Origin of the sequence: Bradyrhizobium sp. CCBAU 53351 (assembly GCF_015291745.1) — a bacterium.
Taxonomy (GTDB): Bacteria; Pseudomonadota; Alphaproteobacteria; order Rhizobiales; family Xanthobacteraceae; genus Bradyrhizobium.
Genome location: NZ_CP030059.1, coordinates 686,671 through 700,970 on the forward strand (window position 1 = coordinate 686,671; position 14,300 = coordinate 700,970).

General features: G+C 65.7%; 14 protein-coding genes. 8 read left to right on the forward strand and 6 right to left on the reverse strand.

Translation table 11 applies throughout. The features are described 5' to 3' along the window. The first annotated feature begins 23 nt into the window (after window positions 1-23). From XH83_RS03255 to XH83_RS03270, 4 genes are all read left to right on the forward strand, one after another. Window positions 24-1,229 (forward strand): ABC transporter substrate-binding protein, encoded by a 1,206-nt coding sequence (locus tag XH83_RS03255; RefSeq protein WP_194405654.1) that lies wholly within the window; start codon window positions 24-26, stop codon window positions 1,227-1,229. A gap of 193 nt (window positions 1,230-1,422) precedes the next feature. Further along, window positions 1,423-2,211 (forward strand): enoyl-CoA hydratase, encoded by a 789-nt coding sequence (locus XH83_RS03260; protein ID WP_194405655.1) that lies wholly within the window; start codon window positions 1,423-1,425, stop codon window positions 2,209-2,211. A 2-nt stretch (window positions 2,212-2,213) separates the two neighbouring features. Continuing rightward, the gene (locus XH83_RS03265; protein WP_194405656.1) at window positions 2,214-2,963 is read left to right on the forward strand and encodes a hypothetical protein; all 750 of its coding nucleotides are present in this window, start codon (window positions 2,214-2,216) and stop codon (window positions 2,961-2,963) included. Window positions 2,964-3,061: 98 nt separating this feature from the next. After that, complete coding sequence (locus tag XH83_RS03270) at window positions 3,062-5,176, forward strand: acetate--CoA ligase family protein (RefSeq protein ID WP_194405657.1); 2,115 nt, start codon at window positions 3,062-3,064, stop codon at window positions 5,174-5,176. Between the two features lie 186 nt (window positions 5,177-5,362). Here XH83_RS03270 and XH83_RS03275 read toward each other — a convergent pair whose 3' ends face one another. From XH83_RS03275 to XH83_RS03285, 3 genes are read right to left on the reverse strand one after another with little or no spacing between them, the layout of a single operon-like run. Then, complete coding sequence (locus XH83_RS03275) at window positions 5,363-6,175, reverse strand: enoyl-CoA hydratase/isomerase family protein (RefSeq protein ID WP_194405658.1); 813 nt, start codon at window positions 6,173-6,175, stop codon at window positions 5,363-5,365. A 15-nt stretch (window positions 6,176-6,190) separates the two neighbouring features. After that, on the reverse strand, window positions 6,191-7,351 hold the full coding sequence (locus XH83_RS03280) for an acyl-CoA dehydrogenase family protein (RefSeq protein ID WP_194405659.1): 1,161 nt from the start codon (window positions 7,349-7,351) through the stop codon (window positions 6,191-6,193). A 16-nt stretch (window positions 7,352-7,367) separates the two neighbouring features. Next, the gene (locus tag XH83_RS03285) at window positions 7,368-8,432 is read right to left on the reverse strand and encodes an acyl-CoA dehydrogenase family protein (protein WP_194405660.1); all 1,065 of its coding nucleotides are present in this window, start codon (window positions 8,430-8,432) and stop codon (window positions 7,368-7,370) included. A 239-nt stretch (window positions 8,433-8,671) separates the two neighbouring features. Between XH83_RS03285 and XH83_RS03290 the strand changes: the two genes are divergently transcribed. Further along, window positions 8,672-9,457: an SDR family NAD(P)-dependent oxidoreductase gene (locus tag XH83_RS03290; RefSeq protein ID WP_194405661.1), complete on the forward strand. Its 786-nt coding sequence runs from the start codon at window positions 8,672-8,674 to the stop codon at window positions 9,455-9,457. Between the two features lie 55 nt (window positions 9,458-9,512). Here the strand turns inward: XH83_RS03290 and XH83_RS03295 are convergent, their stop codons facing one another. Further along, a complete protein-coding gene (locus XH83_RS03295; protein WP_083636342.1) occupies window positions 9,513-9,785 on the reverse strand; it encodes a GlsB/YeaQ/YmgE family stress response membrane protein in 273 nt (90 codons plus the stop codon). Between the two features lie 42 nt (window positions 9,786-9,827). After that, complete coding sequence (locus XH83_RS03300) at window positions 9,828-10,400, reverse strand: YidB family protein (RefSeq protein ID WP_194405662.1); 573 nt, start codon at window positions 10,398-10,400, stop codon at window positions 9,828-9,830. Window positions 10,401-10,560: 160 nt separating this feature from the next. Between XH83_RS03300 and XH83_RS03305 the strand changes: the two genes are divergently transcribed. Next, window positions 10,561-11,562, forward strand: a complete 1,002-nt coding sequence (locus XH83_RS03305) for a 2-dehydropantoate 2-reductase (RefSeq protein WP_194405663.1) — start codon at window positions 10,561-10,563, stop codon at window positions 11,560-11,562. Between the two features lie 24 nt (window positions 11,563-11,586). Beyond that, a complete protein-coding gene (locus tag XH83_RS03310; RefSeq protein WP_194405664.1) occupies window positions 11,587-11,790 on the forward strand; it encodes a hypothetical protein in 204 nt (67 codons plus the stop codon). 93 nt (window positions 11,791-11,883) lie between these two features. Here XH83_RS03310 and XH83_RS03315 read toward each other — a convergent pair whose 3' ends face one another. Beyond that, complete coding sequence (locus tag XH83_RS03315; protein ID WP_194405665.1) at window positions 11,884-12,510, reverse strand: hypothetical protein; 627 nt, start codon at window positions 12,508-12,510, stop codon at window positions 11,884-11,886. A gap of 263 nt (window positions 12,511-12,773) precedes the next feature. Between XH83_RS03315 and XH83_RS03320 the strand changes: the two genes are divergently transcribed. Next, a complete protein-coding gene (locus XH83_RS03320) occupies window positions 12,774-14,291 on the forward strand; it encodes an AMP-binding protein (RefSeq protein ID WP_194405666.1) in 1,518 nt (505 codons plus the stop codon). Window positions 14,292-14,300 lie beyond the last annotated feature (9 nt).

Genomic DNA, 14,300 nt, shown 5'->3' on the forward strand with positions numbered 1-14,300 from the left:
AGGCGATAAGGGAGGTCTTTTCCATGAAGCATATTATGTCGGGCATTTTTGCCGCCGCGTTGGCCCTCAGCGCGAATGCCGCACAGGCCCAGGACAAGCCGCCTCTCAAGATCGGCGGCATCCTGGACATGTCGAGCCTCTATGCCGACATCACCGGCCCCGGCAGCGAGACCGCGGCCAAGATGGCCGTGGAGGATTTCGGCGGCGAAGTGCTGGGGCGCAAGATCCAGGTGCTCGCGGCCGACCATCAGAACAAGGCCGATCTCTCCGGCAACATCGCCCGCGACATGCTCGACAATCAGGGCGTCGAGATGATCTACGACGTCGCGGCGTCCGCGACGGCGCTTGCGGCCGGCGAGATCGCCAAAGCGCGCAACAAGATCATCATGTTCAACGGCCCAGGCTCGATCCGTCTCAGCAACGAGGCCTGCGGCCCCTACACCATCCACTATGTGTTCGACACCTACGGCCAGGCCAACGTGACCGGCCTTGCCGCGGTGAAGTCGGGCCTCGACAGCTGGTACTTCCTCACGGCCGATTACGCCTTCGGCCAGGATCTGGAAAAGGACACCAGTGCCGTCGTCACCAAGACCGGCGGCAAGGTCCTCGGCAGCGTGCGCCATCCGCTCAACACCTCGGACTTTTCGTCGTTCCTGCTGCAGGCCCAGGCTTCCAAGGCCAAGGTGATCGGCCTCGCCAATGCCGGCGGTGACACCGTCAACGCCATCAAGCAGGCGGCGGAGTTCGGGATCATGAAAGGCGGCCAGAAGGTCTCGCCGCTGCTCGTCTTCGTCACCGACATCGACTCGATCGGCCTCGAGACCGCGCAGGGGCTGCTGCTGGCGGAAGCGTTCTACTGGGACATGAACGACGAAACGCGCGCGTTCTCGAAGCGCTTCATGGAGCGGGTGAAGCGGCCGCCGACCTCGGCGCAGGCCGGCGTCTACTCCTCCGTCACGCATTACCTGAAGGCGGTGAAGGCGGCCGGCACGACCGACGCGGCCGCTGTCATGAAGGTGATGAAGGAAACGCCGATCAACGACTTCTTCGCCAAGAACGGCAAGATCCGGGAGGACGGCCGCATGATCCACGACATGTACCTGTTCGAGGTGAAGAAGCCGTCGGAGTCGAAGGGCCGCTGGGACGATTACAAGCTGCTCGCCACCGTGCCCGGCAACGAGGCGTTCCAGTCGCTGGAGCAGTCGCGCTGTCCGCTGGTGAAGAAGTGACGGCGTGAATCGTTGTGACGACGAGCGCGTCCCAACATAGGTCGTCATCCCGGGGCTCGCGAAGCGAGAGCCCGGGATCCATCGGGCGGCAGTGACGGTCGAGAAATGGATTCTCAGGTGCGCAATTGCGCACCATAGTTCGCGCCACGGCGCGCCCCGGAATGACTGAGCAAAACAACGAGGAAGGCGTCCCATGAACGACATGGTCCTGCAGAAGCTCGAAGGCGGGCTGCTCACCATCACGATGAACCGCCCGGAGCGGAAGAACGCGCTCAACCCGGAGATGGTGGCCGGGCTGGTCGAGGCGGCGCGGCGCGCGGCTGACGATCCCGAGGTGCGCGCTGTGCTGTTCAAGGGCGCCGGCGGCTCGTTCTGCGTCGGCGGCGACGTCAAGTCGATGGCGGCCGGCCGCGCGCCGCTGCCGTTCGAGCAGAAGCTTGCAAATCTGCGCCGCGGCATGGAGGTCTCGCGCATCCTGCATCAGATGCCCAAGCCTGTGGTCGCGCAGCTCGATGGTGCCGCGGCCGGCGCGGGCCTGTCGATGGCGCTGTCCTGCGACCTCCGCATCGCATCCGAATCTTGCAAGATCACCACCGCCTTCGCCAAGGTCGGCTTCTCCGGCGATTACGGCGGCACCTATTTCCTCACCCAACTGCTCGGCAGCGCGCGGGCGCGCGAGCTCTATCTGATGTCGCCGGTGCTGACCGCGAGGGAAGCCCACGCGATCGGCATGGTGACCAAGGTCGTGCCGGACGCCGAGATCGACGCCGCAGCCCACGAGCTCGCGCTGTCGCTGGCGCAGGGGCCCTCGATCGCGCTCGGCTTCATCAAGCGCAACATCAACAATGCCGAACATCTGGCGCTGGAGGATTGCTTCGACGGCGAGGCGATCCATCACACCCGCTGCGGCGACACCGAGGACCACAAGGAGGCCGCAAAAGCCTTCGTGGAGAAGCGCAAGCCGACCTTCAGGGGCGCCTGACCGTGGCGCCCTATATGCGTCTGCGGCAGATCTGCCTCGTCGCGCCGCAGCTCGTGCCAGTGATCTCCGACATCGCGGAGATCATGGGCCTTGCCGTCTGCTACCGGGACGGCAATGTCGCGAAATACGGCCTGGAGAACGCGCTGCTCCCGGTCGACACGATCCTGCTGGAGGTTGTCGCGCCTTTCAAGGACGGCACCACGGCCGGCCGCTTCATTGAGAAGACCGGCGGTCGCGGCGGCTATATGGCGATCTTCTGCTGCAACGATCCCGACGAGCGCGGCCGCAACGCCAATGCGCTTGGCGTGCGCACCGCCAACGTCATCGACCACGCGCCCTATCACGGCGTGCAGCTCCATCCCCGCGACTGCCGCGCCGCCTTCATCGAGTTCAATCACACCGAAGGCAGCGACGACATTCTGGGCCCGTATCCGCCCGCGGGGCCGGATTGGCAGAAGTTCATCCGCAAGGACGTGACGCAGGCGCTTGTCGCGGTGGAGATGCAAAGCCCGGATCCGCAGGGGCTGGCCGAGCATTGGGGCAAGATCATCGGAATTGCGGCTGATGGCTCCGAGCTGAAGCTGCCCAACGCGACCTTCCGTTTCGCGAAAGGCGTCAGCGAGATCATGAGCGCGCTGGAGTTTCGGGTGACCGACGTGGCTCAGGTGCTGCATGCCGCCAAGGCCAGGGGGGTCGCGGTGGCCGGCAACGAGTTTCTGCTGGGTGGGGTGACGTTCCGGCTTGCCGGTTGAGGTCTTGCCTTCCCAGCTCTCAATCCGTCATCCTTCGAGGCCTCCGCTGCGCTCCGGCGCCTCAGGATGACGGATAGCCACAAGAGCAGGACCTCAACATGCCGCATCCGCTCGACAGCTTCTTCGTTCCCGCCAGCATCGCGCTGATCGGCGCCTCGCGCGATCACGAGAAGATCCCGGGCCGGCTGCTGTCGATGCTGCGCAAGAACGAGTATCCCGGCAAGATCTACCCGGTGAATCCGAACTATGCCGACATCGACGGGCTCGCCTGCTACAAATCGATCGGCGAGATCGGCGCGCCCATCGATCTTGCCGTCATCATCATCCCCGCCCGTGCGGTGCTCCCTGCGCTGGAGCAATGCGCCGCCGCCGGCGTCAGGAACGCCGTGATCATTTCCTCGGGCTTTGCCGAGGAGGGCGGTGACAGCGCGGCGATGCAGGATGCGATCGGGGCGCTGGCGAGGCGCACCGGCATGCGGATCTCAGGTCCGAACGCCGAGGGTTTCTTCAGCCAGGTGCAGCGCGTGGCGGCGACGTTCAGTCCGGCCGTGGATGTGAAGCCCGACGTTGTGCCGCTCGTTGCCACCACGAAGCGGATCGGCATCGTCGCGCAGAGCGGCGGCATCGGCTTTGCCTATTATCACCGCGCACGGGCGCTCGGCGTCGCCGTCAGCTATGTCGTCAGCTCCGGCAACGAATCCGATCTCGGCGCCGGCGAGTTCCTGGATTACATGGTGCGGGATGCTTCGACCGACGTGATCCTGCTGTTCATCGAAGGCATCCGCGACGTCGACAAATTTCTTGCCGCGGCCCGGCGCGCCGCAGAGGTGAAGAAACCGATCATCGTCACGAAAGTCGGCCGCTCCGGTGCGGGCCAGCGCGCGGCGGCCTCGCATACCGCGAGCATGGCCGGCTGGTCGGCGGCCTATGACGCGGTGTTTGCGAAATACGGCTTGATCGTCTCCAACGATCTCGACGAGGCGCTGACCATCGCGGCAATGCTTGCCAGCAATCCCCTGCCGAGGGGCGACCGCGTCGCAGTGGTGACGGTGTCGGGCGGAGCCGGCATCTGGGGCGCGGATGCCGTGGCACTGCAAGGCTTGCGGGTGCCGGAGCTCTCCGAGCCCATCCAGGCGGGGATCAAGGCGTTGATGCCGTCCTATGGCACGGCGCGCAACCCGATCGACGTCACCGCGCAGGGTGTCACCTCGGGCGGCCTGCAGAAGAGCGTCGACTTGCTCACAGTGTCCGACGAGGTCGATGCGATCATGGTCGTGCTGTCGCTGTCGAGCGAAGTGCGCAAGCCGTTCAAGGACGGGGAATTGAGGCCTGTGCTGTCCGCGCAGCACAAGCCGGTGGTGTTCTACTCCTACACGGTGCCATCCGACTTCGCGCGGCGCGAGCTCGCGAAATCCGGCGTGGTGGTGCTCTCCGGCCTCACCCATGTCGGCACCGCGATGCGGCAGCTGGTCGATTACGCGAGGTTCAACCTTCCGAAGACTGCGGACGCGACGCGGCTGCCGCCGCGCGATCTCTCCGCACATCTGAAGGCGCCGGTTCTGTCCGAATCCGACAGCAAGTCATTGCTCCGCGCCGCCGGCATCGTGCTGCCGGATGAGGTGCTGGTGCGGGACAAGAGCGAGATCGACCAGGCGGTCGGCCGCGTCGGCTTGCCCTTGGCGATGAAGATCCAGTCGCCCGATATCGCTCACAAGAGCGAGATCGGCGGCGTGCGCCTCAACATTGCCACCAAGGGTGAGGCGTTTCTCGCGTTCGAGGCCTTGCTCGACGCTGCGCGCAAGCATCGGCCGGAGGCGGATATCCAGGGCGTGCTGGTCGGCCCGATGGCGAAGCGCGGCGTCGAGATCATCGTCGGCACGATGCTGGATGAGACGTTCGGTCCCCTGGTGATGGTGGGTCTCGGCGGCATCACCACAGAATTGTTCCGCGATGTCGTCTATCGGCCCGCGCCGGTGAGTGCGGAGGAGGCGGGCGCGATGCTGGCGAGCCTGAAGGCAGCGCCGTTGCTGAATGGATTTCGGGGAGCGGCAAAGGCGGATGTGGCGGCTCTGTCGCAACTGATCGCCGATATTTCCGTGCTCGCCGCGCAGCACGCAAAAGAAATCGCGGAGATCGAGCTCAACCCGGTGCTGGTGCACGCCGAAGGGCAGGGCGTGACGATCGTCGATGCGTTGGTGGTGGGAAGGAAGTAGCGTGCCACAAGCACCGCTGTCGTCCCGGACAAGCGAAGCGCAGATCCGGGACCCATAACCACAGGAAGTAGTTTGGCGAAGATTCGGAGTTATCAACTCGCGTGACAACGGCTCCCTGGGATTATGGGTCCCTGCTTTCGCAGGGACGACAGCGGAAGAGTTTGCAGCGTCGGCGCTCTACAACGACTAGCGCCCCTTGAAATTCGCCGCGCGCCGTTCCTCCGTGGCCTTGACGCCTTCCTTGAAATCCTCCGTCGCACGCAACCTGGTCTGTTCGGCGAGCTCGTGATTGGTGGCGGCCATGACGCGGTCGGCGAGCCCGTTGCGCATGGTGGCGCGGGTGGAGAGCAGGCCGAGCGGGGAGCATTCGGCGATCTCGCCGGCGAGCTTCATGGCGGCCGCCTTGACCTGGTCCTGCGGCACCAGCTCGTTGGCGAGGCCCCATTTGTACGCCTCTTCGCCGGTAACGCGGCGGCTGGTGTAGAACATCAGTTCGGCGTTGTTCTTGCCGATCAGTTCCGGCAGCGTGGTCGTCAGGCCGAAGCCGGGATGAAAGCCGAGCTTGGTGAAGTTCGCGGAGAAGCGCGCCTCGGGGCAGGTGACGCGGAAATCGGCCGACACCGCGAGGCCCAATCCGCCGCCGATGGCGGCGCCCTGCACGGCGGCCACGATCGGCTTCTTGGCGCGGAAGATGCGTACGGCCTGGATGTAGAGATGGTTGATCGAGCCGAGGTTGTCGGCGGGATCGCCCTTCTTCTCGGCCTCGCGCGCCTCCTGAGCCTGCCGCGCCGGATCCTGGAAGTTGGCGCCGGCGCAGAACGCCTTGCCTTGCGCCGAGAGAACGGAGGCGCGGATCTCGATGTCGCGATCGAACTCGTCGAGCGCGTCCGCGATCTGGTTGATCAGCGAGATGTCGAAGAAGTTCAGCGGCGGGCGGCGGATCTCGATGGTGCCGACATGTCCGACCTTCTCGACGCCGATGTCTTTATAGGTGCTCATGATGTCCTCGAAGGTTTAGCGCAAGCCCAAGCCGCGCGCGATGATGCCGCGCAGCACCTCGGTGGTGCCGCCCTGGATGGTGAGTTTCGGCGCGGTCTTGATCGCGAAATCGAGCTGCCGCTCCAGGGTCTCGCGGTTGGTCGCGGTCTCCTCGACGAAGGCGGCGAGATCGCGGACGCGGTGCGGAAGCTGCTGCTCCCAGACCGTGCCGATGTCCTTGACGATGGACGCCTCGACCACCGGCTCCTTGCCGGCTTCCAACATGCCGGCCACCGAGACCGACATCCGCCGCATGGTGTGGAGCTGCGCGACGAGCCGGCCGATGCCTTCGGCGCTGCGCGTGTCCGGGTTGGGGCCGACCGCGCGGACCAGCTCGGTCAGCACGTAATAAGTTTCGAGGAAGCGCTCGGGGCCCGAGCGCTCATAGGCAAGCTCGCTCGTCGCCTGCTTCCAGGCGCCGTCGACCTCGCCGAGCACGTGATCATCGGGCACGAAGAAATCGGTGAAGACGACCTCGTTGAACTCGTACTGGCCGGTGATCTGGCCGATCGGATTCACCTTGATGCCCGGCTGCTTCATCTTGACCAGGAACTGGGTCAGGCCGTGGCGGCGGTTCTCCTTGGTCGGCGGCGATGTCCGGAAGATCGCGATCATGTAGTCGGCGATGTGTGCCGACGAAGTCCAGATCTTGGTGCCGTTGATGAGATAGCCGCCGTCGGTCTTGGTCGCGCGCGTCTTCGCGGCGAACAGGTCGGAGCCGGAGTTCGGCTCGCTCATGCCGATGGCAAAGCAGATCTCGCCGCGGCAGATCCGCGGCAGGATTTCCATCTTGATATGTTCAGGGGCGTACTTCAACAGCACCGGCCCGCTCTGGCGGTCGGCGACGAAGAAGCGCCGCGTCGGCGCATTGGCGACGCGCATCTCCTCGGTCACCACGTAACGTTCGAGGAAGGAGCGCTCCTGGCCGCCATATTTCTTCGGCCAGGTCATTCCCAGCCAGCCCTTGGCGCCGACCCGGCGGGAGAATTCCGGCGCGTCGGTGTCCTCGCGGTTGGGCTTGTGCGGGTCGAAGGTGCCGGCGGCGATCTCCTCGGCGAGGAAGGCCCGCACCTCCTTGCGCAATTGCTCGCACTTCTCGGGCAGGCGGATCGGATCGAAACGAAGGGCAGCGGTCATGTGTTTCTCTCCCTGATCAGCGCGATGCCACGAGCGGCCACAATTCGTCGGCCCCTCTGGTGGCGACCAGCTTGCCGAGCTCGACGGCCCAGTGGCTCTCCGAACCGAAATCGTCGCGCCAGGCCAGCGCCCGCAGCGAATAGCGGTGCAGGATGTGCTCCAGGGTGAAGCCGATCGCGCCGTGCACCTGATGGGCGATGGCGCCGCCCTTTTCCGCAGCTTCCGCGCAGCGGATCTTTGCGGCGGCGGCTTCGAGATAGACCTCGTCGTCAAAGCTTCTGGCATTCGCGATGGCGTCGGCCGCCGAGGTCGCCGCCGCAAGCGCTGCGGCGGATTCGCCGGCGAGGCGGGCGAGATTGTGCTGCACCGCCTGGAATTTCGAGATCTTCTTCTCGAAGGCGACACGCTCGTTGGAATAGCGCACGGAGATGTCGAGCATCGATTCCAGCGCGCCCGCGATCTGCAGGCTGCGCGCAACGCCGCCCATCAGCATCATCGTGGTCTGGTCAAAGCCCTTCGGCGCAGGCTTGAGCGCGACGGGCTGCACCTTGTCGAGCGTCACGGTGTCGCTGTGGTCGTAGCCGACATTGAGGCCGGATTCGATCCGGCCTTGGCCGGCATCGACCAGCGCGATCGAAATGCCGTCCTTGCCATGCGCCAGCACCGCAAAATGCTTGGCCGCTTTCGCAAAAGGCACGCCGCGCGCGCGGCCGGAGAGCGAGCCGTCGGCATCGAGGGTGATGCGATCCCGAGGGGAAGCCGGCAGCACCGTCATCTCACCCTCTGGTGACGCGATCTTCGCCTGCGCCAGCAGCCAGCCCGCCAGCATGGTCTCGGCGAGGGGAACTGCGACCGCGAAGCGCCCGGCGGCGTTCAGCAGCGCAAAACCGTCGGCCAGGCTTGCGCCGGAGCCGCCGAGATCATCGGGCACCCAGGACAAGGGCAGGCCGGCTTCACTCAGCGCCTGCCACAGCGGCGCCTGCCACGAATTCTTCTTGTCGTTGTTGATGGTTTGCGGATCGGCGAGATCGGCGAAGATCTTCTCCGCGGTCTCGACGACGATGTTGTCACTCTCCGCCACAGCGTTCCCCGTGTTTTGCCGTTGGCGCGTCCCGCCTGATCGGGCGACCCGCGCAGGTCTTCTTGCGCCCGATGATCCGAAAAAGCCATGGCCCTGACAAGCGTTGATCGCAGGTCAACCTGCGGCGCGGGCATGGGCACCAAGCTAATTCCGCTTAGCGGAGTTTGCTCGATTTGCAGGGCGCCGCAAACTCGCTAAACAGGACGCGAAAGATCAGAGCCACGGGGAAGGACATCAAGATGGCCAAGGACAATCTGTGCGCAATCGTGACGGGGTCGGCCTCCGGCCTTGGCGCGGCGACCGCCGAAATTCTCGCGCGCAGCGGCGCGCGGCTCGTCATTAATTATTCGTCGAGCAAGACCGAGGCCGAGGCCACGGCTGAGCTCTGCCGCAAGGCCGGCGCGGCGGAGGTGCTGGTCGCCCAGGGCGACGTCTCGAAGGACGAGGATTGCCGCAGGATCGTCGCGGCCGCCAGCGGATGGGGCCGCCTCGATATCCTCGTCAACAATGCCGGCACCACCAAACACGTGGCGCATGCCGACCTCGACGGATTGTCGGCCGAAGATTTCCAGCGGGTTTATGGCGTCAATACCATCGGCCCGTTCCAGATGGTACGCGCGGCGCGCAGCCTGCTCGAGGCCGGCGCGAAGGCCTCGGAGCGGCCCTCGGCCGTGGTCAACGTGTCCTCGGTTGCCGGCATCAGCGGCGTCGGCTCGTCGATCGCCTATGCCGCGAGCAAGGGCGCGCTCAACACCATGACGTTGTCGCTGTCACGCGCGCTGGCGCCGCTGATCCGCGTCAACACGGTGTGTCCCGGCTATATCGATACGCCCTGGTTCACCAAGGGCCGCGGCGAGGCCGGCGCCAAGCAGGTGCGCGACAGCGTCGTGGCGAAGGTGCCGCTCAAGGTCGCCTCGTCAGCGGAGGATATCGCGCAGCTCGTCTGCTTCCTGGCTATGCCGGCGTCCAGCAACATGACCGGCGAGGTCGTGCGCATGGATGCGGGGATGCATTTGATCACGTGAGGTGAAGCAACGTCATTCCGGGCTCGCGCTTCGCGCGCCCCGGAATGACGACAAGCTACCCCTTGATCACGCCGCTTGCCACCAGCCGGTGCCAGATGAACAGCACCACCACCGCGCCGATGGTGGCCATGATGAAGCCGGCGCCCTGGTCGGGGCTGTAATGGCCGATGGCCTGGCCGACGAAGGTCGCCAGGAACGCGCCGGCGATGCCGAGGATGGTGGTGAGGATGAAGCCGCTCGGATTGTTCGGCCCGGGCGCCAGCCAGCGCGCGATGAGGCCGGCAATGAAGCCGACGACGATGATCCACAACAGGCCGCCCATGCTCATGAGTGTGCTCCCCTTCCCGAGAACGCGTCGATCGAGGTTGGATTAAAGTCTGCCCGAGAGCTCGTTCTCGGTCGGCAGCCGCCCGTCCGGCGTCAGATGGTCGATCACTTGCGGCAGATACTGGCTGAGGCCGTTGAGCAGCTCCTCGCGCGAGAGGCCGCTCTGGGCGGACAGGCTCTCGATCTGGTCGGCGCCGAGTGCGCTGGCGAGATCGCCCGGCGCGATCGGCTTGTTCTGACCCTTGCTGACCCAGGAATTCGCGGCGTCGCCGTGGCCGCCCTGCTGCAACTGGTTGAGGAGGTCGCCGAGGCCGCCGCTGAGCACCGTGCCGGCCGCGCCGCCCGCGAGCAGGCCGCCGAGCCCGCCCTTGAGCAGGCCTCCGAGACCGCCAAGACCGCCGTTATCGGCGGCGACCGGCGGAGGGGCCGGCGTCGGTGACGGTTGCGGCGCCGTACCGGACTGGTTTGCGGTCATGTGCTTGAACGCCTTCCAGGCGAGCAGGCCGAGCAGCGCCATGGTCATCGGCGACATGCCGCCGGAGGACTTTTCGGAGCTCGGCGTGGAGGGGCCCCGCGGGCCGTTCTGCATGCCGTTGAGGACGTCGAGTAGACCCATGGTGCTCTCCTTTGGCGTCTCGTTCGGCGATTGCGCCGCTGACTGCCCCCGGGGCGAAAACATATGGGGCCGTCATGACCGTTACAAGTCGGATGCGACGCGATTGGTTGCCGGCCTCGCCTCTGCTATCGAAGGCCGTCTCGTTCAGGGAGCAAGCTCAGTGGTTGCGGATCGACCGATCGTTGTGGCCGGCGCCGGCGCCATCGGCTGTTTCGTCGGCGGCATGCTGGCGGCCGGCGGCCGCCGTGTCGCGCTGCTGGCGCGGCCGCGGGTGAAGACCGAGATCGAGCGGTTCGGCCTGGTTCTGACCGATTTCGACGGCTCCGAGAAGAAGCTCGGCGCAGGCCAGCTCGCGCTATCGGAGGATCCCGCGATCCTGCACAGTGCCGGCATCGTGCTGGTCACCGTCAAGAGCGCCGACAGCGCCGATGTCGCGGATCAGATCGCGCGGCATGCGCCCGAGGATGCCGTCATCGTCTCGCTTCAGAACGGTGTCGGCAATGTCGCGGTGCTGCGCGAGCGCCTCGGTGGCCGTCGTGTGCTCGCCGGGATGGTGCCGTTCAACGTGATCGCAATGGGCGAGGGCCGTTTCCATCGCTCGACCTCCGGCGACATCCATATCGGCGAGGACGCCGCGAACACGGCAGCTGCGCTTTCGGTGCCGGGCCTCAGTGTGCGTGCGAGCCGTGACATCACCGGCGTGCAATGGGGCAAGCTGATCATCAATTTGAACAACGCGCTCAGCGCGCTGTCGGATATGCCGCTTGCCGCTCAACTGGCGAGCCGCGACTGGCGAAGATTGTTCGCCGACCAGATGGCGGAGGGGCTTGCCGCGCTGAAGGCCGCGGGCATCGCGCCGGTCTCGGCGACGCCGATCCCGATGAACTGGTCTCCGGCCTTGCTGCGGCTGCCCGATGCGATCTTCAAAGCGATCCTGGGGCGGACCATGAAGATCGATCCCGAGGCGCGTTCCTCGATGTGGCAGGACCTGAAACACGGCCGCAAGACCGAGATCGACTATCTCCAGGGCGCCGTGATCGCGCTCGCCGAGCAGAACCATGTCGAGGTGCCGCTGATGCGCCGCATTGTTGCGCTGATCAGGGAAGCCGAGACGGCCGGCAACGGACCGCCGCGTCTGACGCCGCAGCAGATCCGCGGGTAGAGCTTGACGGTGATGGAGCATGCCATGAGGCATTGTCTGAAGATCGGGTTCGCGCTCGTCGCGCTCTGCGGCATCTCGACGCTTGCTCACGCAAGACCCCCGACGGTCGTGACCTCGCCCGGCTATGACAGGCGCCTGCAGGAGAGCAGGTCGCAATTGGGTGGTCCGCCGACAGCGACGGCGCCGGTGGTCAAGCCGAAGCGCAGCAAGAAGAAGCACACGAATTGAGGCCACAGACTCCATTGTGGTCCCGGACCTGCGCTGACGCTTCTCCGGGACGACAGCCGAGTTTGCGGCGGCAGCGGAATGAAGCCGAGGAGCTCAGCTCTTCTTCGCCGGCTTGCTCGGCGCCGGGTTGAACAGCTTCTTCAGGTCGTTCAAGCTTTCCGACAGCCGCGGCCATTCGCAGGAGAAGGAGCCCTTGGTGCAGGGCGCGCCCTTTCGCTGGCCGACGGTTTGCTGCACCTTCGGCCGCTCGACCGGGACCGGCACGCGGACGCGTTCGGTTTCGGTCTGCAGCGCCACCTGCTGGAGTTGCCGCGCCTGTTGCTCCTGCTGCTCGCGCTGTTGGCGCGCAGTCGCCTGGGCGGCTTCGTTGTTGCGACGCTCCCTGGCGAGATAGGCGGTGTAGGCTTCGTCGATCTTCTTCTGTTCCTCCGGCGTCGGGTTGGGCCCGGCGATGTCGAAGGTGCGATCCTGCAGGAAGTCGTAATAGGAATAGCCGCCGCCCGGCTTGCGGCGGCCGGCGAACTTGGCGTTGCAATTGGCGAGCGCGGAGGTCTTCTCGGCCTTGGTCGCGGCCTTCTCTGCGGCGTCGGCGCATTCCTCGAAGTCGACCGGCGCGCGCTTCCACCATTGCGCCTGGGCATGCGGCAGCGTCAGCAGAAGAACTCCTGCTGCGGCAGTGAGAAACAGCGCCGCACGACGCAATGCAATCACGGACGACATTCTACGAGAGCATTCCCTGGCAAACTCAACCCGAACTGAGTCGAGCCAGATTTTTGCCTCTTTATCGCCGGCTTGTCACCCGTGGAACCCGGGAATTTCATGTCTGGGATGCTGACATTTTGGGCTTGACGTGGCGCGGGAGTCACAGCGCCGTGGCGTCGGGCTGCTACACTTCGCCTCGCAAGCGCCGTACCTGAGGCGATGCCAGAACACGAAACACACAGAATAAGAACAAGACCCAAGAAACGAAATGGAAACGCCCGATGCTGCTGCCCTTGTCCGACGTGCCGCGCTGGTACGCTGAACGCAAGCCACATGGCACGATCGCCGTCCGTCATGGGCAGGACACGCTGACATGGGACGAGCTCGAGCGCGGCGCCAACCGGCGCGCGCGGGCGTTCGCGGCCAAGGGTGTCAAGCCCGGCGATTTCGTCGCGATCGGATTGCCGAACGGCAACGCGTTCTTCGAGACCTCGTTCGCGGTGTGGAAGTGCGGGGCGACGCCGACCTCGCTGTCATGGCGGTTGCCGCGCGGCGAAGCCGCCGCCGTGCTCGACATTCTCAAGCCCGCGCTGGTGGTCGGCGGCGAAGCCGACTGGAACGCGCCAAACCGTCTGCCGGCGGATTTCGTGCCGGACGGATTTTCGGATGAGCCGCTCAATCCCCCGGTGGCACGCTATTGGAAAGCCATGACCTCAGGCGGCTCGACCGGCCGCCCCAAGGTGATCCTCGATCATCATCCGGCGGTGACCGACACCGTCGCCGTGCCGCCGCTCAACATCCCCTTCGGAGTCTCGCTGCTCAATCCCGGGCCGCTCTATCACAATGCGCCGTTCATCGTGTCGCATTACGCGCTGTTCACCGGCGGCCAGCTCACCGGCCTCGTCAAGTTCGACGCCGAGGAGACGCTGCGGCAGATCGAGCGCGAGCGCGTGCAATGGGTCAACTTCGTGCCGACCATGATGCACCGGATCTGGGCGTTGCCGGAACACGTGCGGAGCGCCTACGATTTGTCGAGCCTCCAGACCGTCTTCCACATGGCCGCTCCGATGCCGCCCTGGCTGAAGGAGAACTGGATCGCCTGGCTCGGCCCGGAGCGGATCTGGGAGCTCTATGGCGGCACCGAGCGGCAGGGCGCCTGCATCATCTCGGGCACGGAATGGCTGACGCACAAGGGCTCAGTCGGCAAGATCGGCGACATGGCGCGCTTGCGCATCATCGGCGAGGACGGCAACGACGTCGCGCCGGGCGAAACCGGCGAGATCTATTTCCTCAACAATGATGGTGCGGACGCGACCTACCACTATCTCGGCGCCGAGCCGAAGCGGCGCAGCGACGGCTGGGAATCGCTCGGCGATATCGGCAGGCTGGATGCGGACGGCTATCTCTATCTCGGCGATCGCCTCGCCGACATGGTGCTGCGCGGCGGTGCCAACATCTATCCGGCCGAGGTCGAGGCCGCCGTCTCCGAGGCGCCCGGCGTGCGCTCCTGCGTGGTGGTGGGATTGCCCGATCCGGAATTGGGTCAGCGCGTGCATGCCATCATCGAGGCGGACGACGGCGCCGACGGTCAGGCCATCGCCGACGGCATGGCGGACTTCCTCAAAGAGCGGCTCAGCCGCTACAAGCACCCCGAGAGCTTCGAGATCGTCAGCGCACCGCCGCGCGATGATTCCGGCAAAGTCCGCCGCACCCTGTTGCGCGATGAGCGCGCGGCGTGGTTGAAGGAGGGGCGCGCCTTCCGGATCTGGCCGGCGAAGGCGCGGGCGCACGCCGAATAAGACAAACGC

Excerpts from the sequence above, each read along its gene's own strand:
- XH83_RS03255 (WP_194405654.1), top strand. The coding sequence starts at position 24 with ATGAAGCATATTATGTCGGGCATTTTTGCCGCCGCGTTGGCCCTCAGC.
- XH83_RS03260 (WP_194405655.1), top strand. The coding sequence starts at position 1,423 with ATGAACGACATGGTCCTGCAGAAGCTCGAAGGCGGGCTGCTCACCATC.
- XH83_RS03270 (WP_194405657.1), top strand. The coding sequence starts at position 3,062 with ATGCCGCATCCGCTCGACAGCTTCTTCGTTCCCGCCAGCATCGCGCTG.
- XH83_RS03275 (WP_194405658.1), bottom strand. The coding sequence starts at position 6,175 with ATGAGCACCTATAAAGACATCGGCGTCGAGAAGGTCGGACATGTCGGC.
- XH83_RS03280 (WP_194405659.1), bottom strand. The coding sequence starts at position 7,351 with ATGACCGCTGCCCTTCGTTTCGATCCGATCCGCCTGCCCGAGAAGTGC.
- XH83_RS03290 (WP_194405661.1), top strand. The coding sequence starts at position 8,672 with ATGGCCAAGGACAATCTGTGCGCAATCGTGACGGGGTCGGCCTCCGGC.
- XH83_RS03295 (WP_083636342.1), bottom strand. The coding sequence starts at position 9,785 with ATGAGCATGGGCGGCCTGTTGTGGATCATCGTCGTCGGCTTCATTGCC.
- XH83_RS03300 (WP_194405662.1), bottom strand. The coding sequence starts at position 10,400 with ATGGGTCTACTCGACGTCCTCAACGGCATGCAGAACGGCCCGCGGGGC.
- XH83_RS03310 (WP_194405664.1), top strand. The coding sequence starts at position 11,587 with ATGAGGCATTGTCTGAAGATCGGGTTCGCGCTCGTCGCGCTCTGCGGC.
- XH83_RS03315 (WP_194405665.1), bottom strand. The coding sequence starts at position 12,510 with ATGTCGTCCGTGATTGCATTGCGTCGTGCGGCGCTGTTTCTCACTGCC.
- XH83_RS03320 (WP_194405666.1), top strand. The coding sequence starts at position 12,774 with ATGCTGCTGCCCTTGTCCGACGTGCCGCGCTGGTACGCTGAACGCAAG.